General features: G+C 38.2%; 25 protein-coding genes. 21 read left to right on the top strand and 4 right to left on the bottom strand.

The window, feature by feature from the left end; all coding sequences use genetic code 11:
* Positions 1-26 precede the first annotated feature (26 nt).
* The 20 genes from prwr041_RS13300 (at position 27) to prwr041_RS13205 (ending at position 20957) form a co-directional block, all read left to right on the top strand.
* Positions 27-743 carry a FimB/Mfa2 family fimbrial subunit gene (locus prwr041_RS13300; protein ID WP_207154263.1) on the top strand — a complete coding sequence of 239 codons (717 nt, stop codon included), beginning with the start codon at positions 27-29 and terminating at the stop codon, positions 741-743.
* The gene (locus tag prwr041_RS13295; RefSeq protein ID WP_237072254.1) at positions 743-2593 is read left to right on the top strand and encodes a DUF4906 domain-containing protein; all 1851 of its coding nucleotides are present in this window, start codon (positions 743-745) and stop codon (positions 2591-2593) included. Before prwr041_RS13300 ends, prwr041_RS13295 begins: the two co-directional genes overlap by 1 nt.
* A 1396-nt stretch (positions 2594-3989) precedes the next feature.
* Complete coding sequence (locus tag prwr041_RS13290) at positions 3990-4250, top strand: RteC domain-containing protein (protein WP_207154262.1); 261 nt, start codon at positions 3990-3992, stop codon at positions 4248-4250.
* 304 nt (positions 4251-4554) lie between these two features.
* Positions 4555-5007: a D-Ala-D-Ala carboxypeptidase family metallohydrolase gene (locus prwr041_RS13285; protein WP_207153732.1), complete on the top strand. Its 453-nt coding sequence runs from the start codon at positions 4555-4557 to the stop codon at positions 5005-5007.
* A gap of 9 nt (positions 5008-5016) precedes the next feature.
* Positions 5017-6090, top strand: a complete 1074-nt coding sequence (locus tag prwr041_RS13280; protein WP_237072253.1) for a hypothetical protein — start codon at positions 5017-5019, stop codon at positions 6088-6090.
* 3 nt (positions 6091-6093) lie between these two features.
* The gene (locus prwr041_RS13275) at positions 6094-7959 is read left to right on the top strand and encodes a bifunctional DNA primase/helicase (protein WP_207154261.1); all 1866 of its coding nucleotides are present in this window, start codon (positions 6094-6096) and stop codon (positions 7957-7959) included.
* A gap of 465 nt (positions 7960-8424) precedes the next feature.
* On the top strand, positions 8425-10506 hold the full coding sequence (locus prwr041_RS13270) for a VapE domain-containing protein (RefSeq protein ID WP_207154260.1): 2082 nt from the start codon (positions 8425-8427) through the stop codon (positions 10504-10506).
* Between the two features lie 1088 nt (positions 10507-11594).
* Positions 11595-11864: a hypothetical protein gene (locus prwr041_RS13265; protein ID WP_207153689.1), complete on the top strand. Its 270-nt coding sequence runs from the start codon at positions 11595-11597 to the stop codon at positions 11862-11864.
* A gap of 10 nt (positions 11865-11874) precedes the next feature.
* Positions 11875-12378, top strand: coding sequence for a DUF2335 domain-containing protein (locus prwr041_RS13260; protein ID WP_207153688.1), 504 nt, complete (start codon positions 11875-11877; stop codon positions 12376-12378).
* 645 nt (positions 12379-13023) lie between these two features.
* Positions 13024-13290, top strand: coding sequence for a type II toxin-antitoxin system RelE/ParE family toxin (locus tag prwr041_RS13255; protein ID WP_207155699.1), 267 nt, complete (start codon positions 13024-13026; stop codon positions 13288-13290).
* A gap of 1 nt (position 13291) precedes the next feature.
* Positions 13292-13582 (top strand): helix-turn-helix domain-containing protein, encoded by a 291-nt coding sequence (locus tag prwr041_RS13250; RefSeq protein WP_207154259.1) that lies wholly within the window; start codon positions 13292-13294, stop codon positions 13580-13582.
* A gap of 747 nt (positions 13583-14329) precedes the next feature.
* Complete coding sequence (locus prwr041_RS13240) at positions 14330-14779, top strand: HU family DNA-binding protein (RefSeq protein ID WP_237072252.1); 450 nt, start codon at positions 14330-14332, stop codon at positions 14777-14779.
* Positions 14780-14852: 73 nt separating this feature from the next.
* Positions 14853-14960 (top strand): DUF6486 family protein, encoded by a 108-nt coding sequence (locus tag prwr041_RS13690; RefSeq protein WP_237072218.1) that lies wholly within the window; start codon positions 14853-14855, stop codon positions 14958-14960.
* 680 nt (positions 14961-15640) lie between these two features.
* Positions 15641-16255 (top strand): DUF6088 family protein, encoded by a 615-nt coding sequence (locus prwr041_RS13235; protein ID WP_207154257.1) that lies wholly within the window; start codon positions 15641-15643, stop codon positions 16253-16255.
* 4 nt (positions 16256-16259) lie between these two features.
* Complete coding sequence (locus prwr041_RS13230; protein ID WP_207154256.1) at positions 16260-17282, top strand: nucleotidyl transferase AbiEii/AbiGii toxin family protein; 1023 nt, start codon at positions 16260-16262, stop codon at positions 17280-17282.
* Positions 17283-17572: 290 nt separating this feature from the next.
* The gene (locus tag prwr041_RS13225; RefSeq protein WP_207154255.1) at positions 17573-18037 is read left to right on the top strand and encodes an energy transducer TonB; all 465 of its coding nucleotides are present in this window, start codon (positions 17573-17575) and stop codon (positions 18035-18037) included.
* A 117-nt stretch (positions 18038-18154) separates the two neighbouring features.
* The gene (locus tag prwr041_RS13220; protein WP_207154254.1) at positions 18155-18589 is read left to right on the top strand and encodes a hypothetical protein; all 435 of its coding nucleotides are present in this window, start codon (positions 18155-18157) and stop codon (positions 18587-18589) included.
* A gap of 51 nt (positions 18590-18640) precedes the next feature.
* Positions 18641-19078: an NTF2 fold immunity protein gene (locus prwr041_RS13215; protein WP_207154253.1), complete on the top strand. Its 438-nt coding sequence runs from the start codon at positions 18641-18643 to the stop codon at positions 19076-19078.
* A gap of 3 nt (positions 19079-19081) precedes the next feature.
* Positions 19082-19516, top strand: a complete 435-nt coding sequence (locus prwr041_RS13210; RefSeq protein ID WP_207154252.1) for an NTF2 fold immunity protein — start codon at positions 19082-19084, stop codon at positions 19514-19516.
* Between the two features lie 181 nt (positions 19517-19697).
* Positions 19698-20957, top strand: a complete 1260-nt coding sequence (locus prwr041_RS13205; protein ID WP_207154251.1) for an Nramp family divalent metal transporter — start codon at positions 19698-19700, stop codon at positions 20955-20957.
* Positions 20958-21110: 153 nt separating this feature from the next.
* Here prwr041_RS13205 and prwr041_RS13200 read toward each other — a convergent pair whose 3' ends face one another.
* Positions 21111-23213 (bottom strand): KamA family radical SAM protein, encoded by a 2103-nt coding sequence (locus prwr041_RS13200; RefSeq protein ID WP_207154250.1) that lies wholly within the window; start codon positions 23211-23213, stop codon positions 21111-21113.
* A 357-nt stretch (positions 23214-23570) separates the two neighbouring features.
* Here prwr041_RS13200 and prwr041_RS13195 point away from each other — a divergent pair, with 357 nt between their 5' ends.
* Positions 23571-23792 (top strand): hypothetical protein, encoded by a 222-nt coding sequence (locus prwr041_RS13195; RefSeq protein WP_207154249.1) that lies wholly within the window; start codon positions 23571-23573, stop codon positions 23790-23792.
* An 81-nt stretch (positions 23793-23873) separates the two neighbouring features.
* Here prwr041_RS13195 and prwr041_RS13190 read toward each other — a convergent pair whose 3' ends face one another.
* From prwr041_RS13190 to prwr041_RS13180, 3 genes are all read right to left on the bottom strand, one after another.
* On the bottom strand, positions 23874-24680 hold the full coding sequence (locus tag prwr041_RS13190; protein ID WP_207154248.1) for an SDR family NAD(P)-dependent oxidoreductase: 807 nt from the start codon (positions 24678-24680) through the stop codon (positions 23874-23876).
* Positions 24681-24834: 154 nt separating this feature from the next.
* On the bottom strand, positions 24835-26082 hold the full coding sequence (gene fabF / locus prwr041_RS13185; RefSeq protein WP_207154247.1) for a beta-ketoacyl-ACP synthase II: 1248 nt from the start codon (positions 26080-26082) through the stop codon (positions 24835-24837).
* A gap of 52 nt (positions 26083-26134) precedes the next feature.
* Positions 26135-26719, bottom strand: a complete 585-nt coding sequence (locus prwr041_RS13180; protein ID WP_207154246.1) for a TetR/AcrR family transcriptional regulator — start codon at positions 26717-26719, stop codon at positions 26135-26137.
* Between the last annotated feature and the right edge of the window lie 134 nt (positions 26720-26853).

The following is a 26853-nucleotide window of genomic DNA, read 5'->3' as shown; positions in this document are numbered from 1 at the left end:
CCGTCGCGGGAACGGTGCATACCTATATGTTTCTCTCGGGTCGTTTTGTTCAGGAGGTTACTCCTGAAAGCAATGGCCGCTACTATATCTGCTTCGACAACAGCCAGCCTATGCAGCTTGTCGCTGTGGGAGCAGGTACGGTAGACAGCGTTTCGCTGGTCATCCCTTCAGTGGGAGAGGACATCAGTAGTGTCTGCGCCAGTCTGAAGTATCCTTCAGAGTCCCGTTCTTCTGCCAGCATTGCAGAGACCACTCCCGTGAACTATCTGTGCTACGGCAATTTCAGCTACACTCCAGGAGAGTCACTGACTGACTCCACTACAGCCACCCTAACGATGATGAACAAAAACGTGCGTATACACATCGTTATCAAGCATCTGCTGACCCAACTTGGAGACGGCAAATACACCGTTAAGTTGAGAGGGTTCCGTGATGCCCTTGCCTTTGACGGCAGTATCAAGGGCGACAGTATTGAGTATGAGCCTCACGGGAGTTTCGACAGCAATGGCACTTTCTCAACCGATATCATCAACGCCATGCCCACAGCTGATGGCGAGCACGTCACGTTCAGCCTCTATAAAGACGGTTACCCTATCTTTACAAGTAATTCCGATTCTGACGGCAGTCTTATCTCTCTTCAGCCAGAGGATGATAAGGTAATAGTTGTTGACGTAGGCAAAATGGGTGTTAATCTGAATGTCATCCCATGGAGCGATGTAAATGGAAGCACTATTTTCTATTGATGAAAAGAACTGATGATAAGAATATGATTACAAGGATGAAACACTATACACGATACATACGAAACATCTATACTTCACTAGCCTCATTTGGCTCATTGATGTTACTTTTGATGGCATTGGGTTTAAGTTCCTGTGCCACCGATGACTCCGTTGGACCCTTTCCTAATGGCTCCTCAGACAGTACCATCGTGCGTCTTACTTTCAATATCAACGATGGGGCTCAGACACGCTCGATAACTGCAGACAATGAGAATACCGTGAGCGATATCACAATACTGGTTTTTGATGCCGGAGGGTCTCTTATCGGCAGCAAGTATGTCTCACCTGTTTCTCCTGCTCCCGTTGATATTTCGGTAACCGCGCGTTCTGCTACAGGATGCACCATCTATGCTATTGCCAATATTGGTCCTGAGGGTTACTTTGCTGGTGTGAATACCATAGATAAGCTGAATGCCATGTACACCACGATAGGCAGCCCTGCCGATTTAGAGAACAACGGCAGTACAGCTGGTAGTACGGGTGCAATGATGATAGGTCATATTGATGTACCGACGATAGATTCTGGCACTAATCAGTTTACCATCCCGCTTTATCATCAGTGCGGTAAGTTTAGCTTCACGATAAAGCCAGCAACCGGCGTAACAATCACGGGCTATCAGCTCTGCCATGTTCCTCTTAGTAGTTATATCACAGACAGCCATGTTCCAGTTTCCCCTCCTCCTGCGGGAACAGGTAGCTACAACGACTTTGCTGCTGTAACAGGTCTGACCCAGACTACAGATCTGTCAAAGACCTATTATATATATGAGAACCTGTGTGGTAGCAGCAACAGTGTCACAGACGAGAAGTCCAGAAACAGCAGTAATGCTCCCACTTCAGCGAGTTATCTTCTTGTTAACGCTAAGGGCACTGGCTGGACTTCCACTTATCGAATCTATCTTGGTGGAATGACGAATACCGCCACACCTGCGACCGATTTAAAAAATTTTAACGTCTATCGTAACTTGAACTATAATTGCACTATAAATCTTGGTGCAAGTGGTGGCAATGGAGATGCAAGGGTAACCTATACAGCAACGGCACCAAGCACCAGAAGTAATATGTATATGGGTGATGCTCCTATAGGTAACTATCTTTATGCTGACGGTACTAATGGAACTACATTCATATCAGGTCAGACGGTTGGTATCATCTTCTCTAGTGAGGTTACTCTGGCTCAATACAATGCCGGTTGCCGTCATGGAAGAGTTCTTGCTCTTAAAAATGCAAATAGCGGTAACTATTGTTATTGGGCAAATGCTTATAATTCTCCTTATACTGATCATAGCAGTACTGGTCATCTTTATGCAACAACATTGAAGACAAGTTTTGATGATGTAAGCAGTGGTTATGATGCATTAAGTGCAAATAGTAGTTATGTAGGTACAAACACTAACTATGCATGGTACTATTGTAAGAACTATAGTGATGGAACTACTAAATCTTTCACCAATAGCGGATGGTATCTTCCAAGTGCTGGTGAATGGTGGGATTTTATGGAAAATCTTGGTACATGGACCGTATCAGATAAGACAACATTAAAAACTATGCACACAAGTACTACAAGCTTAGTTGCATATGTAACACAAAGTCTGACTTATAATTACTTCAGTGATTTGAATGCAAAATTAACAGCAGCAGGTGGCAATACAATAGTACCTGGTAGCGGAGCTTATTACTTTTGGTCCGCGTCAGAGATTGATGATAACCGCGCCGCCGTGATCGTGCTCGTCGGCAGTAACTATGTGAACGTGTACGTCAGCGGTAAGACGGGTAGTAACTACTATGTTCGGGCTGTTCTAGCTTATTAATCACTTTATCTATTTTTAAAAATACCGCCTTTAGCGGTCGAAACATACTTACAATGTCACAATCCGATCATCTTCCTGTCTATAAGAATACTTCCATCGTGTTAGGCATTTGTAACTGTATGATAAAAGAAAAAGATATAACTCAATTCTACGATGTCCCTTGTGACTCGTTCATGTGAAGAGTAGGTTCGTGAGAATCGAAGGACGTCTAAATAATTATCACTATAAATAATTAATGGATAGTTAGTTCTATTCATTTTCTTCGAAGTCTACTTAGGCTAAGAAGAGTATATCCCAGTGGGGATGTATTTAAGTGCCTTCACACGCGAGTGTGGGGGCTCTTTTTTTAAAGAGTCCGCGGATTGCTTATTTTTCCTTTTTGTTTATTGCTCGTTCTTTGTATATGTGAACGGCATTATCTCCCGCAGATCTCGCAGATTCACGCAGACAAACTGCAAACAACATAAACGGCCGTTCTCACGGAAATAAAATTCTGAAACTAAGGAAATTTCGTGCCAGTAAGAGCAAAGCCAAGCTAGCTTGAGCTATGCCGAACGCAGCCGAAATTCTTTATAAAAAAAACGGCCCATTATTGCTCACGTTATTTTGTTAATTATTAGGAAACCGCATCTAAAGATGCCACGAAAAAGATACAAGAAAGTTGCGTGAGTGGAATTTCTCAAGGGAATTTCTTGCTAGCTTTTCCTGGTACCTTTAGGTGCGGTTTCATGCAAGTTTTTCCGAAACTATGTGAGCAATAAACTCAAGCGAATTTCTTTAGTTTCTGCATTTATTTTCCGCGAGAAACGCGAGAACGGCCGTTATTGTTGTTCGTCTCATTTAACCAAACAGTCTTTTGTCTGCGTAAATCTGCGAGATCTGCGGGAGCATAGGCCGTTTATATTACGATATAAGGAAAAACAATCAAGCAAACGAAAACAATATCCCATATAGTAGCTATATGGTATGTATTATATTTTCGCTAATGAGCAAACAAAAATAATAAAGTTACTGAAAGTGTCTTATTATCATACACATTATCTGTTTATTATATTTATGCCTAACTGTAAGATAGGAAAATATGGATTTTTATTATATATATATTGTTTAATATTTTGTTGTTAAAATATATTTTTATACCTTTGTGATACAGAAGAACAAATTCTGTATGGGAATCGGTATGCCTGCCTCATGTCTGAACGACTCAATATGTTTGATGTGGCGATGTATGCGATCTCATACCAAAAATAAATGCCGTGTCAGAACACTATGTGATTAGACGGGGTGAGTCCATGAATTACTATATTCATGTCCCTTAACATGAACACAAGACTGATACCCGTTTTGCTTTGGTAAACTAACAACATTATTAACAACAAAAAAATGATTTATCATAATGAATAACCAAAAATATTATTGGAACGGAACTAAGTCTGAACTTATTGAAATATGCTATGCACTTTATGCAAACAAACTAATTGAAGGCGAGAATCTTCACATGCTTAATTTCAAGGAAACATGTAGTCTGATATTTGATTTATTAGGTGAAAAACTACCTCATAATCCCTATGACAGCATGGCACACATGAGAAAAAGAAAAAAGAAAGAGTCTACAAGTATCTTGTACAAATCTTTTAAAAAGTGTTTCGATTGTTAAACAATTTCAAAAACATACTAGTTTTTTGCAAGTTTTCGACAAAACACCCAAAAACGCTTGCACATTTCGTAAATTTGTATAAGCAATCAAGCTATTAAAACTGTATGATTATGATTAGAAAAATAACTTACATTAGATTATGTTTGCCCCTGCTTCAACAAGCAGGGGCAAATAATGTAAATCTTAATATGATTACATAAAAAGCAACCAATAAACATATAACAACGACTTAGTTATTAGCCACTATTTAAAGGATGATGAACAATCACTCTAGCGGTAGCTTTGTCCTTTTTTTTTAACGATTATGATTTTAAAAAAAACTCAAAAGAAGATGCTTTCTTCGCACTTCTCCCTTAATGAAATGATTTATTCTGAGACTGCTATCAATCATCATATTGACAACATGCCTAGCGAAACAGAGATTGAAAACTTAAAGTATCTGTGTGAAAAAATCCTAGAACCTATGCGTCAACATTTCGGCGTAATAAGAATCAATAGCGGTTTCCGCTGCCCTTTGCTCAATCAGCGTGTAGGAGGAGTTGGTAACTCCCAACATCAGTTTGGTGAAGCTGCCGACATCAGGTGCTGTGATAAAGATCTGGCTCGTAAATATTTTGACTTTATTGTTGCTCACTGCGTTTACGATCAACTACTTTTTGAATACAACAGATGTGGTATCTTCTGGATTCACGTTTCTATTAAACGTGATGAAAAGAACAGAAGAATGAGAATAGAAAATTATCCAGCTAAACATTAACAAATAATCATGAAATACTATATGCTATCATCAAATTTCCTTAATAGTGAGGAAATGCAAAAATTAGACATCAATCACCGACTTGAAGGACGTGGAGCAATCATGTTTATCTTTGAGTACCTCGTTGACCGCAGGAACGGACTGGGAAGTTATATCAGCATCCCAAGTCTTGCAAGAGCAATGGGAAAGAATAAAAAGTTCCTGCTAGAGATCATTAATAACTACGGATTGTTTTGCAGTCCAAAAGACACCGATATTTTTTACAGTCCTTATCTGCGTACTACGCTTGGCTTGCCAGAACACCCTTCTGATGAAGAGATTAAGGAGTGTATTGGAGGGTGGAAAAGCACAAAGAAAGCCAATGAAAGTTGTAAGAAAAATCAAAAAAGTTCCAACAAAGTTGCAACATTTTCAAAAAAAGTTGCAAAAATAACTCCGCAACTCACTGAAAATCAGCACTCCCACTATATAGAACATAAAGATAGAAATAGAGATAAAGAAAATATAGATAAAGATAAAAAATATTCTTCGTCTACGACTACGAATATTAAAAGCGATGACGTAAACGCAAACGTTGGTTCTTCTTCTGATTCTATCAAAAAATCATTTGCTGACGCCGACTGGGTGAAGTCCATTTCGGGTGTCACGGCTCTGGACCTTACCGACAAGACTGTTGCTGATGCCTGTATGGAATGGTTCGGCATGCAGTGTAAGGCAAAGGGTAAGACCTTTGACACGGATGAAAATGCAAGATGGTATTTCTGTAATCTGCTCCAACAGGGACGCAAGACAAGAGAGGCGTTTGATGAATACTACAAGCAATACAAATACGACGAAATGGTTAGGAAGACCGCTATGGAATGCTGTGAGGACGATTATTACGACTACAAAGAGAATGGCAGACGATATGATTCACACCACCAGATTATACCGCCTGATGCTCCACGGCAGATTGATCCAAACACGATATGGAGCTGGATAAAACTTGAATTCATTCCAGTTGGTGATTTCAGGATGGACCCTGAAATGGCTGCACGGTCTGACTATTACGACGAGTACCGCCGAATTCATAACATCAAATAGCACATGGCACAGACGTATGATGACGGCTACGGTCACAAGGTTGTAGCAAAGGAGGATTTACAGATCTCACGCTCAACAAGCGCAAAGACGAGCGGAAAGATAAGATGCAAGTGTCCTGAATGCAGCAGCCACGAGGGCAACAAGCCAAACTCCGACTGCGTGAGTATTGACCTTGATACGGGTTGGGGGCACTGCTTCAGATGCGGAACGGTGTTTCTACTTGAAAGCCATTTCAAGACATGGAAGGAAGGACAGGAAAAGCGATATGCCAAGAAGAAATACAACCTGCCAACGGCTGATTATTTCATGCCCAACTTCGGCATAAAGACAATGGAGTATCTCAAATACAGATGCATCAGTACCGACACGGCGCATAAACTTGGAATACGGACAAGGGTGATTGAGCACGGAGCGACGAAAGAAGAATATATAGGATTTCCCTTCATCGACGGCAGCAACACCATTGACGTGCAGTTTAAGCTGGCTTCAAAGACTGAAAAGAAGTTCTTCTTTGAACAGGGCTGCGAGAAGATTCCTTATAATGTCAACAGTGCCATAGGTGCCTCGCAGATACTCATCACCGAGGGAATGATGGACACGGCAGCCTGCACCGAATGTGGCTATGAGGCGGTGGTGAGTCTGCCAAATGGTGCACAGAGCGACCTGCGATGTTTCGATAAGTACAAGGACTATTTCAGCGGGGCAACGATTATCTATGCGGGAGATACGGACGAACCAGGTATTGAGGCACGCAACAAGGTGGCTGCCTACTTCGGGGAGTCACGGATGAAGAGCGTTGACTGGACTTACAGATGGAAGGATGACAAGGGCGAGGACAACATGCACTGTGCCAAGGATGCCAACCAGATGCTCATGGAGAAAGGCAGGGATGCCGTGGTGTGGTGCATTGAGCACGCAAAGAAGATGAATGTTGCGGGACTTGTGGAACTCGACAGCGTGGAGTCGCAGCTTGATGACCTTTACGAGAACGGACTTCCGAAGGCGAAGGACCTGCACGTGGCGAAGCTGAACAACATCTTCAGGATTGAGGACGGACTGATTTATCTTGGTTTTGCTGCTCCGGGCAGTGGAAAGTCAACGATGATGAACTTCATCATGATGAGCATGGTGCATCTTTATGGCACGCACATCCTCGTTTATAGTCCTGAGAAATATCCTACAGCCCGTCACTATTCGGAGATGATCAACGTGATGACTGGTAAGGAGTTCAGCAAGGGCAAGCTGATTGAGCCAGCCTATCAGCGGGCAAAGGACATCTGTAGGGAGTACATCCGTGAGATTGACGCCAACGTGACCAACGACATCGACGGCATCCTGCATATAGCGCAGCAGGAGTATTATCAGGGACTGTGCGACATGCTGATAATAGATCCATTCAACTGGATTCAGTTGCCTGAGCAGACTGGTATCACGGACACGATGAAGTACACGATGCTGCTGATGAAGATTGTGCAGTTCGCCCATCAGTACAAAGTGCCCGTGTTCATGATGCACCATCCCCGCAAGTTTGACGACAAGACCAAGCTCACCATCAACGACATCTTCGGTAGTAGTGACTTCGGAAACAAGAGTGATTACGTGTTCTGGCTGGACCGTAAGAAGGATGAGGATCCGCTGAAGGAAGTAACGTACTGGAACTGCATCAAATGCCGTTGGAATGAGATCGGAAAGACGGGTACCGTTGCGCTGAAGTATTCCACGGACACAATGCGATACGCTGGCTGCAATCAGAACTTCGATAAGACGTATAGTCCCATCAGTGAGGATACGGCTGACTGGACGAAGCATGAAGCCACTTCTCAGGAGATTGACTTCAGCCCAGTTACTCTGCCTGAATGCCCGTTCTAAATATTAACTTTTAAAACAAACAACGATTATGTCAAATTTATCAATCGGGGAACACTCCCCGAAACAATCAGATGCCAGAAATGCGGAAGGGAACTTCCTAAACAGAAGTTAGAACGCATGAAATCTGGAACCTATCGACAGGTATGCAACCAGTGCAAATATGAGTACTACATCAAGCCCTCACGGGTAAGGCGCATACTCAGGGAACTTGAAAATGATACATAGGTTTTACAAATTAATAAGCGTCGAAACGTCTATTTACTGATAATCAACGTATTAGATGCTGTTTTTCAAAAACATACTGTCGGTAAAATGGCAAATAACAAAAACGTTTCTACGTAGAAACGGAAACGTTTGATCGATGAAACGCAAACTTTATGTCGTAGCAACAGAAACGTTTCCACGTACAAACGCAAACAATGCTTCGTAGAACGGAAATTTTGATCATAAAAACGAAAAAACAGAATGAATATAGCTAAAATCAACGTCTTGTATAAGACAAAAAAAGAAATCAAACAAAAATTGACGAGTCTTGACGATTTGTTTGTCATGATTCGAGGTGAAAAATACCAAAAACAGTGCAATAAACTGCGATATGCCCTCAACTCATACCCCAATATTGCGGGTATGAAGCTTGCTGAGACGGCAGAACTGCCACAGATACAGTTTTCTTTGTGCAGAAAACAGTACACGGGCTATGTTTTGCTGTCGTTCAAGGCAGAGGACGGTTGGCTGAACAATCTGAAGTTTCTTGCAGAGGGACTTCCGCAGACATTGATGTGCTTTACTGGCGCATCGGCGAAGTCACTGAAAATCGTAGTGGCATTTACACTGCCAGACGGTACGCTGCCACAGACAGAACAGGACATCTGCTTCTTTCATCAGCATGCCTACTTCACATGTGCTAAGTTTTACGAGGCAGAACTAGGCATTAAATGCGAGCGAACAGTGCCTACGACTCAGACTGTATGCAGAATAAGCACCGACGAGCACGTTTTTCTTAATGCCAGTGCTATACCGATGATTCTTCAGCAGCCACATGAAGGCGTAGAGAAGAGGGTGAAAAGTGATATTCGCTATCAGATGAAGAAGACAAGCTACAATGCAGGCAGGGAAAGTGGCGTGATTCCTTTTTACGAAAAGCAGCACATGGCAATGGCGAAGTTTCAGACAATATTCCTGAATCTCATTAATAGTGCCGTGGATATGGATATGGACGAAATCGTGACGGAACTTGCGAAAAACTGTCAGCGCAACGGTCTTGCGGAGGAATTCTGCATCAAGAGACTGATGCGACATACGCCATATTGTAATTTTGATTATATCGTGCGCAACTGCTTCCGCAATGTCTATGACACGAGTGCGCCAAAGTCAGACTGTGCGGTATCAAAGATGACGATTGACATGGAAAGACTGCGCACGTTTCTTGCCGTGAGATATGTTTTCCGCAAGAATGAGATTACAAACGACTGCGAATACAGGGAACGTGATAGTTTTATATTTTCGTGGAACTCCGTTACAAAAGAGGTTCTCAACACGATAACAATCAATGCAAAGGCTGAGGGCATTGACGCATGGGACAAGGACGTGAAACGATTTATAGAATCATCATTCACAGAAGATTACGACCCGATTGCAGACTGGATAAGTTATCTGCCTAAATGGGACAAAGAAGACCGCATAGACAAGTTTGCCCAGAGGGTGAAAACGGATAATCAGGACTGGGTGAAGAACTTTCATCTATGGTTTATCGGTATGGTGAGCCAGTGGATGCGCAGAAATTCCATGCACGGCAATTCACTTGTTCCGCTGTTGGTAGGTGAACAGGGAGACGGCAAGTCAACATTTTGCAGAATGATCATCCCCGAAGAACAGCAGATTTACTATACAGACCGTGTGGACTTCACGAAGAAGGAGGATGCCGTGAAGGCATTGAGCCGATTCATGCTGATAAACATAGATGAATATGACAGTATTTCAAAACGTCAGACGGCATTTCTTAAATACATGTTGCAAGCTGTTGATGTGAAGTTTAGAAATCTATATGAGAGCATCACGCAGCAGCACAAGCGATATGCAGCTTTCATCGGTACGACCAACAATCCTCAACCGTTGATAGACTATACCGGTTCACGACGATACATGTGTATCAGGGTGAAGGAACGAATAGACACAAGTACGGCAGTGAACTATGAACAGATGTATGCTCAGGCAGTTGAGGAGATAAAATCGGGAGCAAGAACATATTTCGACAACGAGGCAGAACATCAGATTCAGCTTGCGAATGCCGACTTCCTACAGATTGACTGCATGGACGACATCTTCTTTGAGATGTTTCACCGTCCTGCGAAAGAAGAGAAGGCGATGCGTCTCACGGCAACGGAGATTGTACAGAAAATGAAAACGAAGTATCGTAACATCAGCATCAACAACAGCAACATCATGCGTGTGGGACATATTCTGATGAGGAATAAGTTTAAGCTGACAAGGGGAAAATCTCGCCGTTATGACATCGCAACAAATGACACGATGGTGACACTTGATTAATGCAGATTTGAAACGTAGCATGTTGATAATCAATGACAAGACGCTTAGACGCTAGTATTTCTTGAAAACCCTATGTACGTGCGCGAGAGGTGTGCCCGTTCTCCCGCAGAGAAATGAGGTTGTGGCTATTTGAGTTAACGGCATTATCTCCCGCAGATAACGCAGAGATCGCAGAGAAAGACAGTTTATCGTTGGTGTGGTTTGTCTGCGATTATCTGCGAGAGATATTGGGGGTTCTTTGTGCAATAGCTTGAGTCCTCTTATGTGTTCTTCTCCTGCAGATAGCGCAGATTTACGCAGACAAAAGACAGGTTGGGGAAATGAAACTAACAACAATAACGGCCGTTCACGCGTTTCTCGCGGAAATATCTTGCAAGTGAGAGCAGAGCCAAGCTAGCTTGAGCTATGCCGAGCGCAGCTAGATATTCATGGAATAAATAAAATGCAGAAACAAAAGAAAAACGGCCTCAATTGCTCACGTATTTTCGGAAAGTTGGCATGAAACCGCATCTAAAGATGCCACGAAAAAACTACAAGAAAGTTGCGAGAGGAGTATAATGCGTGAGTGGAATTTCTTCTTAGAAGAAGTTTATTCTATGAATATCTAGCTGCGTTCGGCATAGCTCAAGCTAGCTTGGCTCTGCTCTCACTTGCAAGATATTTCCGCGAGAAACGCATGAACGGCCGCTTAAACACATAAGGAAAGAACAAGGAAAAAGAACGGAAAGAACGAGCGTATCTCACAGATAGCTTGAGTCCTCTTGCGTGTTATTCTCTCGCAGATAACGCAGAGGTCGCAGAGAAATGCAGCAGGCTGCATTATTTCGCAGAGAAAGACAGTTGGTGTAGATATATGGTTTTGGGGGGTATCTGCGTAATCTGCGGGAGAATAGAACGTTCACACATGCAAAGGAAAGAAACAATATAATGGATCGGCTGTCTAAGTTTTAGCATCAATATATTTTAAGTTTTTTTGTTTTAGGACTAAACAACGATTAAATAGAGTTAATTCCTGACATCAAAAATCTATATTTTTGATGTCAATCATTGTTATCAATGATTTTCTTTATATATTTGCATCATATAATATGAAAAGAATGATTACTGAAAGACAAATAAATTCAACTCGTAGGAATGATAAATTGGTTGATAAAATCAATTGTCAGTTGCGACGTAATTCTGCATTGATGAGAAATTTACCATCTTTTCAAAGCGGTTTTTCTTCTATTTTTGATATAAATAGAAAGGATTTATTATCTGATTATATGAAAGGTAATAACATCGATGATGTAAAAAATGATTGGAAAGCGATTGGAAATGATATTAGATTATCAATGATTAATTTCAGTAAAAGATAACCACTTTAATATGAATAAGGAAAAAACACAAAATAAAGAAGAAACACCAACATTAACTGAGTCTGAAGAAAACGAAAAAACAATTGACTTAAATGAAGTTCTAGAAACAATTGAACCTGAAAAACGAGACGTTATAGCTCGTGCGTTTGTTGCTATGCAGGAGACTTCATTTAGTGGTCCTTTACCATCTCCTGATGATTTCAAGAAGTATGGAAATGTTGTTCGTGATGCACCCGAAAGAATTTTGATTATGGCAGAAAAGCAATTAACTCATAGAGTTGAATGCGAAAAGAAAATAATAGCTTCACGGATAAAAGAAAGCAAGACTGGGCAGTGGATGGGGTTTATTTTAGCCTTGATCTTTATAGCTGTAGCATTTTTCTTAGGATATAAAGGACATGACTGGTTGGCTGGGACTATTATTGTTTCTTTAATATCAATAGCGATAGTTTTTGTGTTAAAGAAGAATCCAAAAGAATCAAATGACGACGAATCTAATCCTCAAAAAGATTAGGGATAAAATAAGATAATATGAATTTGAACTGAACTCCAGAAGTTAGACAAAAACTTTTAGGGTTCAGTTTTGTTTTACGAAATTCATTTAGAGTGTAGTCTGCGTCAATCAGCGAGAGACATTGGGGGTTCATTGCGCAAAAATAGATTGAGTCCTCTTGCGTGTTATTCTCTCGCAGATAGCGCAGATCACGCAGATGAATGCAGCAAGCTGCATTATTTCGCAGAGAAAGGCAGTTGGTCGTTAGTGTGGTTTGTCTGCATAATCTGCGTGAGAATAGGCCGTTCATACATGCGAAATAAAAGGTAAGGATATGACTGTGTTTTTTGGAAATGGTAAATTTACTTATTGATATAATTAATTGGGGTAAATCTCTCAAAACATTTGTCCGAAGGTAACAAAACTTTTTTGTAACCATCGGACAAATGGATTTCTTCTTTGGCAATAGATTGAGTATTCTTTTAAAACGATTTTTATCCGGAAATTAGCATTAGATAAAAATATATCATCATTTTTTTAAAGATATTCTTGTTTGAATGTAATTTATATATTACCTTTGTACACATGAAATATCGAGAAGTAACCACTTAGAAATCCTATTTTGAAGACTTTTTTAAGGAACAATCCTCTAAGGTCCAAGATAAGATTATTAAGATTCTCGACCTTATAGAGCAGGTTGAACGGATTCCCGTTACCTATCTTAAGTATATTGAAGGTACAGAAGGACTATTTGAGGTTAGAGTGATACTCAATGGAAATATCTTTCGCATATTTTGTTTCTTTGACGGCAATAAACTAATAGTGCTGCTAAGTGGATTTCAGAAAAAGACACAGAAGACACCTAAAAGAGAAATTGAACGCGCCGAACGGATAAAGGCAGAATATTATAATGACAAAAAGAAAGGAGTGTAATATGGAAACAAAAACATTAGATCAGATTAAAGACAAGTATTATGGTACTGTTGGCACTCCAAAGCGAGATAAATTGGAGAGCGAAATGGCAGCACTTCGTATAGGCGTAAAACTTCGTGCTGCTCGTGAAAATTTGAAAATGACACAGTTGGAACTTGCAACTAAAATTGACAAGAAACGTTCCTTTATCTCAAAAGTTGAGAATGATAGTGAAAATATCACATTGAAAACGCTTTTTGATATTGTTGAACGAGGATTAGGGGGCAAACTTCGAATTGATGTCCAATTCTAACTTGAATGTTTAATTTAAGAGCAATCGTAAAACATTAAATGAGGTGTCTTACGATTGCTCTTCACAATATTATTATGCGCTTGGCGATGATGTCTGAATTAGAATCTTACGTAAAGCGAGTTATAATTTATAATCTTTATGCTGAACCTAATAATCCTTTGATCTGATTATATCTGTAAGGTATCGAGTAAAGAGCAAACGAGGTACTAAATTCAGTATTTGGGCATTTTTTAGATACAAAGAATGAATTAATCTTAGTTTTGTATTATTCTAAACTATAGATATGCACGATTTTAGTAAATATCAGATAGCTTAGAAAGGAATTGCTGTGATATATTCTCACAGTGTTACGCAATCCCAAACTGTCTTTTGTCTGCGTTCTCTGCGACATCTGCTTTAGCAGATTATTGCCCCAATCTGTCTTTCTCTGCGTGAATCAGCGTAATCTGCGAGAGAATAGGCCGTTTACACATGCAAAGAACGAGTGATAAAACAAAAGAATATCAGCGGGAATCTATGGGAAAACAGACCGTAACGCAACTTTGGCTAACACCCCAACGAGTATTTCATTGCAAGCCTTAAAAAATACGAGTACCTTTGCATCGTCATTTGAAAATCAGGTGACTGGGCTTAATGAAAGGAGGAACATTATAGGTGCACATATATGATGCTTTCAGCAAGTCTCAAACAGTAAATAAACAATTTAAAACGAAAGGAAAAAGAAACATGCTGAATTACAAAATTTACATGAACAAAAACAAAAAGAATCTGAAAACCTATAACAAGTTTTACGCTCGTGCCGTCTATCTCGGAATAGCTCAACTTGATGACATGGCAGAAAAGATTCAGGCAAACTGCTCAGTTAAAAAGAGTGATGTACTAGCGGTACTCACAGAACTTGCAGAGGTGATGACAGCCGAACTTCAGGACTCAAAAATCGTAAAGATCGCAGGACTAGGTTCATTCAAGCTCACCCTGAAATGTGTAGGTGCAGACAGCATCAAGGAGTTCACACCAGCCAAGAACATCAAGAAAGTCAACATCCGCTTCAGTCCAGAAGCACATGTAGACGCAGGTTCAAAGACACGCACCAAGGCATTGGTAACAGGTACGCAAGTCAAGGAGTACGCAGAGTACAACAAGATCAAGGGTGCACCAAAAACAGGTGATCCAAACGGCGGAGTCGTAAAGCCTTAAACATAGTTCCCCCTGATGCGCACAGGGGGACATTGCTTTTAAACAAACAAAAAATTAAAAACAAACACAAACAATGGATAAGAACAAAGTAAACATTTCGTGGATCATAAAGATAGTAATCGCTATCGCTTCAAGTCTTCTGGGGTTGCTTGGAACGCAACAGAACGAAACACAGAACTAGTCGAGTGAGCTATCACGATTTCAACGACTTAATTAAAATCATAACCAACTTAATATGGTTAATCGCAGCGCTCACAGCGCTACTTAGCTGCACGGTATGGATGGCAGGATAACAACAGAGGGGAATGGGCTGACGCTCATTTTCCCTTTTTATTTTTATAGTTTAGAATTATTCTTTAAAAAAATATGTAAGACCAACCTTGTTTCTTATTTTTTGTGTACTTTTGCAAGTGTATTGGCAAAAGTATGTACATGATACAACCTCTTATATTGTGCCATTTAAAATCGACTAACGAGGATGCTCCTATGTATGATTATGATATTCATACGCGCAATCTAAATCAAAGTTGATATATGTAAAGTAAAACATTAACAAAAGAGGTGTATCACACTAAAAAACAATTAACTGAATATCCACAAAATAATAATTAATTAAAACTATATGAATCAAATGAAACACATTTCGCATATCATCTTTGATGGTGGTCTAAGAATGCAAACGTTATTCTAAGCTATTATGGCACTTGAATTGATGTTGTAAATATACTAACATTTATATTTCAACGCATATCTTATTAAGAAATGGCTAAATAGAATTAAAAATCGCATGCTTTTTTATTGTTGTTCAAATATAAATGCTTATATTTGCATTTGAAAAATCAGCAAAATTTCAAAGGTTATATGAATGATGAACATACTATAATAGAGAAAACTACTCTTAAGGAACGGATAGAAGCATTACCAGAAGATAGCGTTTTATTTCGTTCTGACTTCCCTGAGTATCACGCTGAGTTTGTGGGGAGCACCTTGTCTGAATTGACATGTACCGGAGTATTAGTCAAAATTTCTCAAGGAATATATGTAAAACCAAGAAACAGCCGTTTTGGTTTGGTATTTCCATCAGTTGAAAAAATTGTTCAGGCTATTGCTATTCGTGATAAAGCAGAAGTATTACCTTCTGGAATGACGGCTTTGAATACATTGGGGCTTTCTACTCAAGTACCTATGAATTATACCTATTTAACTACAGGCAGTGAAAGAACCATCAAATTAAGCAATCATCAAGTTATACTTAAACGTGGTGTACCTAAAAATTTCTGTTATAGCACACGACTTATAGCCTTATTGGTTCAGGCCCTTAGGACACTAAAACAAGATAATGTTGGTGAAGAGGAATTTCTGGTTATTCGCGAACTCATTTCAAAGGAGCCTGATAAGGAAAATCTTGGCAGAGACATAGATCTAATGCCTGGTTGGATGAAAAGAATAGTAAAACCTATGCTTGTAAATAATTAGAGAAATGGAAAAATTATGGCTAAATAACAGTATTGTCGATCGTCTAGCTATGTTACAACAAACTGAGAGTGGACACCCTGGAGTCAATCAGGTTGCAATAGAAAAAGATTGGTGGGTGACCATAACTCTTAAGGCATTATTTCAAACAGATTGTTCAGAATCATTGATATTCAAAGGTGGTACGTCTCTTTCTAAAGGCTATAATATCATAGAACGCTTTTCTGAAGACATCGATTTGGCCATAAGTCACTCTTTTTTTAATATTGTAAAAACGAGTAAAAGTCAACGTGAAAAATTGCGTAAAACAGCTCGTACTTATATCCACGAGACTCTTTCCGCTCAATTAGATGCTCGGTTGAAAGAAATGGGTATTTCTGGTTACACAATAGAGAATGTGACAAAAATCCAAGATAAGGATGGTGAACGGCATCCAATAGATTCAGATAAGGATCCAATTGTGATTCTGTTGAATTATCCATCGATTATAGAAGATACAATTAATTACATTCCTCCTCGTGTAAAGATTGAAATAAGTTGTCTTTCGATGGACGAACCTTCGGAGTTGAGAGATATCCATTCTTTTGTCGAAGATGGCTTTGAAGGTGAAGATAACGGAGCTAATAGTAAAATAAAAACAGTTTTGCCTACACGTACTTTCTTAGAAAAGATTTTTTTGTTGGCAGAGGAATTCCAAAAGGATCAACCAAGAAGTATACGTATGTCACGTCACCTATATGATATTGAGAAGTTGATGGATACTGATTATGGAAAAGATGCCTTGGCGAATCGTGCGCTATATGATTCCATTGTTGAGCATAGAAGAACGTACTATTCTCTAAAGTATGTAAACTACGATTTACATGCCCCATCCACAATCAGCTTCATGATACCAGAGAAAGAACGTGAATCTTGGGCACAGGACTATGTGGACATGAAACGCTTCTTTATCTATGGCAAGTCTCTTGAATTTGATGAATTGATGCTGAGAATGCAGGAATTACAAAAAAGAGTAAGAACTATAAGATAGTTCATATATTTCAATCATAAGTATTTTAATTCTCACATAGGTAAATTATTGTTTGTAGTTTATCTGCGTGAATCTGCGTGAGATAATGTAGTTCGTGCTGCTGTACCTACTCTGTGGAAATCAGTGAAATCTGGGTGAGAATAGGCTATCTGTATTGTTCTAAAAAAATGTGCTTATATTAGTTGTATCAAAATGATTAGCAATATAATTTGGTAGTAGCTTCAAAATTATGTAACTTTGCGTTCATAAGTTATTCTCAGATGAGATAAATACCTGAAATTAAAATGACCATGAAACAGTTCTACTTACACATCAGACAATTTAAAATTCTTATTGGAATTATTAATGATGAGAAAATACATCTATCATTTTTGGTAATGGTGTTGTCTTTCTTCATATTACCAATTTATGGCATCCAGCATCATACAGTGATGGAGAGTACTAAGGACTCTATTATATGTGAACAGCCAGATATACTTCCTTATTTTTCTAAAAAAGGGGTTGCATATCCAGAATATGTAATCAAACAATTTGGGAAAAAGACAAAAAAAGGATTTCGTCCTTTTCATATTATAATGAGCTTTGTCGTAGAAAAAGACGGACGTGTTTCTAATATTACAATAAAAACATCAATGCAATCGGAATATAGCAGTCGAATTAGAAACATTATAAATAATATGGGAAAATGGAAACCTGGTTTAAAAGATGGTAGAACTGTTAGATGCAGAGTTTACTTTAATGCCTATATCCATTAAATATTAATGCCAGAATAAATATAATGGTTATTATGCTCTCTGTTCTTTTTATGATTTAAGAATAACGCATATAAGCCTATATAATTGAACAATTTAAAAATTCAAACAGAATAGCTTATGATGAAAACTAAATCTTTATTTGTTAATGTTGTTATATCTTTGGCAATATTGATATGTGGGATAGTTATAGGGAAGTTTCTTCTCTCAGCTAAATCAGAACCACCCCCCAAAAAATATGAATATATGGGAGAGATAAAAACGGGTTTCCCCCCTGAAAAGCCACTAGATCACCGTATTAGTAATTATAAGAATATTAATAAAGTTGGTGCGGTGCCAGATGCCGCTACAGCCTATGAAATAGGTAATGCTATATTAATTGCCACATATGGTAAAAATAAGATAGATTATTCCGAATCTTTTGGTATACAATTACAAGATGGTTTTATGTGGACTGTAAGGGCACAATCTCAAAATACAGATTTTTTGTTTTATTACGAAATAGGAATTGATAAACGTGATGGTAGAATTGATCATATGACAGTAGAAATATAGAATTAAATTTTACAAGTAGTGAACTATTTAAAAATCCAAACAAAATAGCTAATGATGAAAACTAAATCTTTATTTGTGAAAGTTGCCATGTCTTTGGTAATATTTGTATGTGGGATCATTATAGGTAAGTATCTTCCCTCAATCAAGCTCCCAACGCCCAAAATTATAAAATATGTATATTCTGGAGAGATTAATACGGGAGACCCTCCCCCTATGCCACTACCAAAATATCGTAGAAGTAATTCTGATAATATTAATAAAACTGGTGTAGTACCAAATGTCGCTACTGCTTATAAAATAAGTAATACTATCTTTATTCGTGCATTTGGTAAAGATAAAATAAATTATGACAAGCCATTTAAAATACAATTGGAAGATGGTTATATTTGGAGTATAGAGGCACAATCACTAGATACACGATATTTGTCTTACCATATTGCGATTGATAAACGTAATGGCAGAATTGTTTATTTGTTAGTGAAAAAATAGCTTATGATTAATACTAAATCTTTATTTGTTAATGTTGCTATATCTTTGGCTATATTATCATCTGGGATCGTCATTGGGAGATTTTTTCTCTCAACTAAACCAGAACCACCCAAGATTACAAAATATAAATATGATGGAGAGATAAGAACGGAAGCTCCCCTCTTAGAACCATTAAAATATCGTATTAGTAATTATAAAAATATCAATAAAGTAGGGGCCGTGCCAGATGCGGCCACTGCCTATGAAATAAGTAATGCTCTATTAATTGCTACATATGGTAAAGATCAGATAGCTTATTCCGAGCCGTTTAAAATACTATTAGAAGATAGTTATGTATGGAGTATAGAGGCAATACCATATAATCAACCATTTATGTATTATGAAATAGGAATTGATAAACGTGATGGTAGAATTATTTATTTGAACTCAGAAATATAATGTGGTTTTCTGCAAATTCAAATTAAGAAAATGTAACTGCCGATAGTATGCGAAATCTGTCTGAAAACTGGAGAAGTCAGACTAAGTAATTGTTTACTTTCGACCGAATTACATCCCCAATAGTTAGTATTTTTCTGCAAAGATTACGTATCATTTAAAATTTATTTGTATCTTCGCAACCATGATGAATATAATAAAAGAATTAAAAAGTAAGACACACCCGCGAGTGTTGGGTGGGTTTGACATATTTAAATATATTGGACCAGGACTGCTAGTCACAGTTGGTTTCATTGATCCTGGCAACTGGGCAAGCAATTTCGCAGCGGGTTCCTACTTCGGATATTCACTTCTTTGGGTAGTCACCCTCTCTACAATCATGCTGATTGCACTACAGCATAACGTTGCCCATCTTGGCATTGTTACAGGATTGTGCCTTAGTGAGGCTGCTGATAAATATACGCCTAAATATATAGGACGCCCGATTATCATCACTGCCGTGCTTGCTAGTATTTCCACATCACTTGCTGAGATTCTTGGAGGTGCTATCGCCCTGCAGATGCTATTCAACGTGCCTATTGTCTGGGGATCGATACTCACCACGGTAACAGTAATGATTATGATCTTCACGAATTCGTATAAAAGAATGGAGCGTGGCATCATTGAATTTGTATCCGTGATAGGACTCTCATTTATTTATGAACTTTTCCTTGTGCATATTGATTGGGGCGCAGCCACACACGGATGGGTAGTGCCAAGCATACCTCAAGGCAGTATGATGATTATCATGAGTGTGCTCGGCGCTGTGATTATGCCTCATAATCTGTTTTTGCATTCAGAAATCATTCAAAGTCGTCAAATCCAGAAACGATCAGACAAGTACATTCAACAGACATTGAAGTATGAGTTTTTTGACACATTATTTTCAATGATTGTGGGGTGGGCGATAAACAGCGCAATGATTTTGCTTGCAGCAGCTACATTCTTTCACAATGGTATCCATGTAGAAGAACTGTCTCAGGCACAGTCTCTACTTACGCCTTTACTTGGCAATAGCGCAGCTAACATCTTTGCAATAGCACTTCTGCTAGCCGGCATATCAAGTACCATTACCAGCGGTATGGCTGCTGGCAGTATCTTTGCAGGCCTTTTTGGTGAGTCATACAATATCAAAGACTCTCACTCTATCATTGGTATCTGTCTATCTCTAGGCATATCGCTATTGATAATTTTCTTTATCAGCAATCCATTTAAGTGCCTACTGATATCACAAATGATACTTAGTATTCAATTACCGTTCACGGTATTTCTGCAGGTGAGCCTTACATCTTCCAAGCAGGTGATGGGGAAATACGCAAACAGACCATGGAATTCTGCTTTCCTGTATTCTCTTGCTGGCATTGTCACAATATTAAACCTATGGTTACTTTATGAAAATATTTAATAGGAGTAAGACGGAGTGATCGCCAACGAGAAAGATAAAATAATAATTTTACGGTAGTTAAGAGCTAGAGGGGAAAATTTCAAACTAAATAAAGTATTGAAATTTTCCCCTCTTATATGAATTAGCAGACCTGTTAAGTGTCTTTAGGTTATGCTAATGTGATTGCTGATCAATATTTGAATAATCAGTTGTATATTCTTCTGCAGGTTTAGGATATTCGTAGAAAGCGAATCGTGGTTCGGTCTTACCTGTGTTATATTTCCATATAGAAGAATAGTCTGAGATTTTTTCGCCCATATCGCTTAATTGTCTGATGTATTCAGCAAGAGATTTATTCTCTTTTATGTACACGATAGGCATATCACTTATGACTGGACTATGTCGGCGTGTGCTGTCATGTGAGAATGCCAATAATCTGCATCCATCTGGCATGATAGCTACAAGATTGAAAGTCATGCTTTTACCAATTCCAGGAAGATTCATTACGTTTCTATCTGTAGCAAGGAATGGTAAATCGAATTTCTTTTCTATCTGGTTAATACCTTTCTCATGTGAACCATTATTATTAAGATTTTTAATGAGTTGATTAGCCTCTGTGGCATTGATTTGCCCAAATATCTTTTCTTCTTTCTGTTCTTGTAGAGATCTGCTGTTGGGTGTAAATACAGCATGGTTTTCTTCAAAACCTTTTACAGAGAACGTATAATAGCAAAGAACACCAATTTTGTTAAGTTCCCTTCTTAATTTTGCCGTGTGTCCTCGCCTTGAAGCAGCAACATTATATACCAACTGATTGGTAACTGTCCATCCAGCAGCATCCAATTTTCTTATACCATCACGTACCTCAGGTGTAATTTCTAAAGGAGTTTGGAAATGAGTCTGGATAAAAAACTGGGAAATACCAATTTTTATAGCTTTCTTCTTAAAATCAGAAAGTATGGTAATCAGTTCATCATTGATGCGCATGGGGAGATATACAGGTAATCGTGTACCAAGTCTGACACGTTGTATCTCTGCATATTTTTCACCTAATGGTCTTTTCTTGTTGTCATGATGCTTTTGTTTAGCCATCACGTATACAGCTTCAAGAATTTTTTTAAGGCTTGCGTTTCGACTCATAAGGGCATCACCGCCAGTAATAAGAATATCGCGAAGTTGTTTATCCTCAAGAAAATATTTCATTAGTTGTTTAAGTTTGCTATCCCAAGTTATCTTAGGTTTCAAGGCTTCCATATCGAAGTTGAATCTACCACTCTGGAAATCGTAGAGTCGCTGACATGATGCACATAAACCACCACAGGCTCTACCTATCGTGTCAGGAATAAGTATTGCGACCTCTGGGTAGCGTCTATGAATATTGTGTCCCTCTGGTACGAGCCAGCCTGCAGCATTAGGCTTACCAGCCTCTACTTGGTCTTCCTTTTCCCAAGCCTTTATATTACCGAATGTATCTACCAAATTCTGTGAATAGAACACATAGGAACGCAAGGCTGCATCATCATAATTATTTTCGGAAATATCCATTAATGAAAGGTAGTAGGGAGTGACAAAAATAGGAATACCCTTCTTCTTTGCTGTTTGGTAAATAGCTTTCATTTCATCTGAAAACGTATCCCCCATTAAGTGGTTGAGTTCTCTGCTGCTCCTAGCTGCCATAGAAAGATGAAAACGGAAATCAGACCACCATTGGTTAACCATCTCTTGCTTCTCGATAAAACTAATTCCAGGAGGAAAAGCATATCGGCTTTTCTCATACTGATGTTTATCAATTCGCTCAATCAATCGGTTAATAATGCGTTGCTTGTTTTCTTTTCTTATTTCAATAATTTTCGAGTCAGTACCAGAGTCCCATCTTTTCATCCACCTTATCATTTGCTTTTTATCTGGTAATGTTGACTGACTGCATGTGGATTCCTCAAATTGTTTATATACATCAAACAGAAAATCAGGATTATAGTCTTCAATATTTCCCTTGCCAGTAAGAAAATTGTATAGACATGTGATTGTTTCTAATTTGATCATCTTTTCGGTAGATGCCTCCTTGATTGTCATGCCATCATGAAGAATAAGTCGTTTCAAGTTTTCCTTATCTGGTGATAATGGAATTTCTCCTTCTAGATGCAGATCTTTTAATAGTTGTTGTTTGAAATCATCAGCACTTAAGCTCGATATAGCTATCTGCTGAATGTTTTGTAAATTGGTTTCGAACATGATCTTTACATCTTTAGATGCGAGCTTCATTTTCTTTTGTTTCATATGCATTCCTTTTTTAATGTTGGTTTATATATTGATTGTCTTGTTTGTAACATAATATTATGAGCTAACATGCCGGTAGCAGTCTATCATATTTTATTTTAAACGAGGATATGCCTTATTATAGGCAAGTCCAGGTTGTTAAGTTTATAGTAAGTTTAGCTTATATAGTTTGTTTGTTATCACACATGTCTTTATTTTTTGCACACGTAAAAGTATGGTTATACTTTCAATTTCGCATGCTGATTGATATTATATTTTTTAGAATAAATTCCTTTATCGAAAATAAATCTACGATAAAAAAGAAAGGATAATTTGTATGATATTTACACAAATTATTTACAATACAATATCCATATAATGACTAATCATGTTCCCAAAGGTATAAAAAATAAATCAATATACCAAAAAAAAATGGAGGAAACTGCATGGGGGAGTGCAGAATACGGTAGAAAAAATGATGTCACAAAGATGACAAAAATGGGAATTATCACGCAGATAATGCAGGATTTTATATATAAAAAAAGCCTACATTATCTGCACTTAATACAAGGCGCATCTCACTTAGCAGAGCAGCAGTGAGTTTTCGAAACATTCAGCAGAAAGCTTTCTTTCGTTGTAACGTAGTGTTGAAGGATGCTAGCTTAAACTACATTCATCTGGCTATCTTTTAATAGAGTTTATAAGCTTTAAAACAATACTTTCAAATGTCTTGTAAGCAAAACGCTGCAATATAAGAATAAGCGATGTTGCCTTACCAACAGGATAACTGAATTTAGGGTTTACTGCATTTATAATTTTCATTACAGCCTTAATTACATTTGTTGGTTCTGGAGCTTTGGCAAACTCTCTGCTATACAGGGAACTGATGTTATGCCTAAGTGAATCGTAATCTGCAATTCTACCATCACCAACAACACCGTGACTTTCAAGATTTGATTTGGTATACATCGGTTCAATGATGCTTACCTTGATATTGAATAGATTCAACTCAAACCTCAATGATTTGAAATAGCCTTCCAAAGCATGTTTTGAAGCAGCGTAATAGGCTACACTTGGATGTCCGACTAAACCAAAGAATGAACCCGTGGTAATGATCTTTCCATGTCTCTGCTTTCTGAGGTAAGGTAGTAATTCGTTTGTGAGATTTACTGTTCCCCAAAAGTTTGTTTCAAATTGCTGTCTACCCAATTCAATAGATGTTTCTTCAACAAGTCCGGTAAGCATAAACCCTGCATTGTTAATGACTACTTCAAGAGAGTCTATTTGACTGAAAAGTTCTTTTGTGAAAGACTTAATAGAATTGACATCAGTAATATCAAGAGCTAATAGTTTGAATTGTATTTTGGATTGATATTTCTCAGGGCTACGGCTTGTTCCAATTACGTTGTAACCGCTTTCGTGGAGCTTATTGGCGATATATAATCCAATACCAGAAGATGCCCCAGTTACTAAAATTGTCTGTTTCATAATTGTTATATTTTAAATTATAATCTATATAGAATTATTTTTTTGCTATGCAGGATACTGAATTAGTATGATACTATAGAGAGTCTCCTGCTAGCGGTAGATCATGGTTCGCATAGAACATTACGGTATGTGCAAACGGGTGTGATCTGCAGTGTTATATATATTTCTTAAAAATGGAACTGGCAGTATGTCCACCAAATCCAAATGTGTTATTAAGTACATAGTTTACAGGCTCATAACGCGAATGATGCAGAACCAAGTCTATGTTTTCAGGATTTTCTTTGTCAGGATTCTCGGTGTTGATAGTTGCCGGAATGATATTATCTCTGATTGACAGAATAGATATTATGCTTTCTATTGCACCTGCAGCTCCAAGCAGATGACCTGTCATTGATTTTGTACCTGTTACCTTTATAGACCTATCGCCAAATACCTTTTTAATGCCTTTTAATTCACTAATGTCACCCATCTGGGTAGAAGTGGCATGGGCATTTATATAATCAATTTTATCAGGAGAAAGACCAGCGTCAGCGAGAGCCTTCTGCATGCACAGTACAGCACCTAAACCGTCAGGATGAGTTCCCGTAATGTGATAGGCATCGGCAGCCATACCACCACCAATTATTTCGGCATATATCGTTGCATTACGCTTCAGTGCGTGTTCCAAGTCTTCAAGAACTAATGCTCCAGCACCTTCACCAATGACAAATCCATTACGTGTCTCATCAAAAGGGCGTGATGCTCCCTGTGGATCGTCATTTGATTTTGAAAGAGCCTGTAGTGCATTGAAACCACCTATTGATGATTCTGTAATAGCAGCCTCTGAACCTCCACAAATCATGGCAGTTGCTTTTCCTAATCTTATCGTGTCGAAAGCATTTATAATTGCTGTATTTGATGAAGAACAAGCAGAGACCGTAGCATAGTTTGTGCCAAGCAATCCATTGCGAATGGAAATAACTCCAGCAGCCATATTTACAATCATTTTAGGAATTAGAAAAGGGCTGAATCTAGGTGTTCCATCTCCTGCATAATACTCTTTGAGTTCTTTTTCAAGCGTACCTATACCACCATTTCCAGAAGCCCAGATCACACCTATTTCTGAGCGTTCAGCTTCGCTCATGGTCTCAGGATGTAATTGTGAATCCTTTATAGCTTCATCAGACGCAGCGATAGCATATTGAGTGAAAAGATCATTGGAACGAAGTTCTTTGCGATCTAAAAACTCTTCAGGGTGGAAGTCTTTTACTTCACAACCAAAATGTGTCTTAAATTTAGAACAATCAAATTTAGTCAATGGGGCAGCTCCGCTTTTCCCATTTACAATGTTTTCCCAAAATTCATTGATGTTATTTCCTAATGGGGTTATTGCGCCCAATCCTGTGATTACTACTCGTTTCATTTTAAATATTTGTTTTATATTATACCGATTGGTATATTGTTGGATAAAAAAATTACAAGCTATTTATATAGTCTTGCAGTGAACTAATAATATTATCTATATACTTTTGATTATTTGTAAGTTTACGTATCATGATTCCGCCTTCTAGCATAGCCAGCATAGTAAGGGAAACTTGTTCCAAGTGAATATCAGGGTGAAATTCATTTGCAGCAATTCCATCTTTTAATAAATTAATTATTCCGTTTTTCCATTTGGTAAACGCTAATATCGTTTGCTGTCTAAGGAGTGGGTGAGTATCATCAGACTCTACAGCTGTATTTAAAACAGGGCATCCACCTTCAGGAAATCTGGTTTCAGAAAAGTTTCCTAGTAAATATGGATACACTAAAAGTTTCTCTCTACATGTCTTCTTCTTTGCCATTTCAGAGGAAAAAAGACTAGACATAACACCAAAGTTATATTTGAAAGCTTCGACAGCAACATCATCTTTGTTTTTGAAATTGCCGTAAATACTTCCTTTGGTTAAACCTGTTACTTCGGTCATGTCATTAAGAGAAGTGCCAGCATAGCCCTTTGTGTTGAAGATTGATGCTGTTCTTTCTATAATATATTCCTTTGTTTTATCAGCTTTAGACATGTTTCTATATTATTTTGGGTGCAAATATAATATGAAAATATACCAATCGGTATTTTTGTTATTGCATTTTATTATTTATTTGTTTTATTTCACATATTAGCTTTGTTTAGTTTCGGGATAAAAGATTTTTAAAA

The organism is Prevotella herbatica, from assembly GCF_017347605.1.
Taxonomy (GTDB): domain Bacteria; phylum Bacteroidota; class Bacteroidia; order Bacteroidales; family Bacteroidaceae; genus Prevotella; species Prevotella herbatica.
Note: the sequence above shows the minus strand (reverse complement) of the source record. Positions and strands in the feature narration are given on the sequence as shown.

Bases quoted from the DNA above. Each gene is read 5' to 3' on its own strand.
- prwr041_RS13210 (WP_207154252.1), top strand. From the start codon at position 19,082: ATGATTAATACTAAATCTTTATTTGTTAATGTTGCTATATCTTTGGCT.
- prwr041_RS13270 (WP_207154260.1), top strand. From the start codon at position 8,425: ATGAATATAGCTAAAATCAACGTCTTGTATAAGACAAAAAAAGAAATC.
- prwr041_RS13180 (WP_207154246.1), bottom strand. From the start codon at position 26,719: ATGTCTAAAGCTGATAAAACAAAGGAATATATTATAGAAAGAACAGCA.
- prwr041_RS13225 (WP_207154255.1), top strand. From the start codon at position 17,573: ATGAAACAGTTCTACTTACACATCAGACAATTTAAAATTCTTATTGGA.
- prwr041_RS13235 (WP_207154257.1), top strand. From the start codon at position 15,641: ATGAATGATGAACATACTATAATAGAGAAAACTACTCTTAAGGAACGG.
- prwr041_RS13290 (WP_207154262.1), top strand. From the start codon at position 3,990: ATGAATAACCAAAAATATTATTGGAACGGAACTAAGTCTGAACTTATT.
- prwr041_RS13220 (WP_207154254.1), top strand. From the start codon at position 18,155: ATGATGAAAACTAAATCTTTATTTGTTAATGTTGTTATATCTTTGGCA.
- prwr041_RS13250 (WP_207154259.1), top strand. From the start codon at position 13,292: ATGGAAACAAAAACATTAGATCAGATTAAAGACAAGTATTATGGTACT.
- prwr041_RS13300 (WP_207154263.1), top strand. From the start codon at position 27: ATGTTTCTCTCGGGTCGTTTTGTTCAGGAGGTTACTCCTGAAAGCAAT.
- prwr041_RS13190 (WP_207154248.1), bottom strand. From the start codon at position 24,680: ATGAAACAGACAATTTTAGTAACTGGGGCATCTTCTGGTATTGGATTA.
- prwr041_RS13285 (WP_207153732.1), top strand. From the start codon at position 4,555: ATGATTTTAAAAAAAACTCAAAAGAAGATGCTTTCTTCGCACTTCTCC.
- prwr041_RS13230 (WP_207154256.1), top strand. From the start codon at position 16,260: ATGGAAAAATTATGGCTAAATAACAGTATTGTCGATCGTCTAGCTATG.
- prwr041_RS13265 (WP_207153689.1), top strand. From the start codon at position 11,595: ATGAAAAGAATGATTACTGAAAGACAAATAAATTCAACTCGTAGGAAT.
- prwr041_RS13200 (WP_207154250.1), bottom strand. From the start codon at position 23,213: ATGAAACAAAAGAAAATGAAGCTCGCATCTAAAGATGTAAAGATCATG.
- prwr041_RS13215 (WP_207154253.1), top strand. From the start codon at position 18,641: ATGATGAAAACTAAATCTTTATTTGTGAAAGTTGCCATGTCTTTGGTA.
- prwr041_RS13275 (WP_207154261.1), top strand. From the start codon at position 6,094: ATGGCACAGACGTATGATGACGGCTACGGTCACAAGGTTGTAGCAAAG.
- prwr041_RS13295 (WP_237072254.1), top strand. From the start codon at position 743: ATGAAAAGAACTGATGATAAGAATATGATTACAAGGATGAAACACTAT.
- prwr041_RS13280 (WP_237072253.1), top strand. From the start codon at position 5,017: ATGAAATACTATATGCTATCATCAAATTTCCTTAATAGTGAGGAAATG.
- prwr041_RS13260 (WP_207153688.1), top strand. From the start codon at position 11,875: ATGAATAAGGAAAAAACACAAAATAAAGAAGAAACACCAACATTAACT.
- fabF (WP_207154247.1), bottom strand. From the start codon at position 26,082: ATGAAACGAGTAGTAATCACAGGATTGGGCGCAATAACCCCATTAGGA.
- prwr041_RS13240 (WP_237072252.1), top strand. From the start codon at position 14,330: ATGAACAAAAACAAAAAGAATCTGAAAACCTATAACAAGTTTTACGCT.
- prwr041_RS13690 (WP_237072218.1), top strand. From the start codon at position 14,853: ATGGATAAGAACAAAGTAAACATTTCGTGGATCATAAAGATAGTAATC.
- prwr041_RS13195 (WP_207154249.1), top strand. From the start codon at position 23,571: ATGACTAATCATGTTCCCAAAGGTATAAAAAATAAATCAATATACCAA.
- prwr041_RS13205 (WP_207154251.1), top strand. From the start codon at position 19,698: ATGATGAATATAATAAAAGAATTAAAAAGTAAGACACACCCGCGAGTG.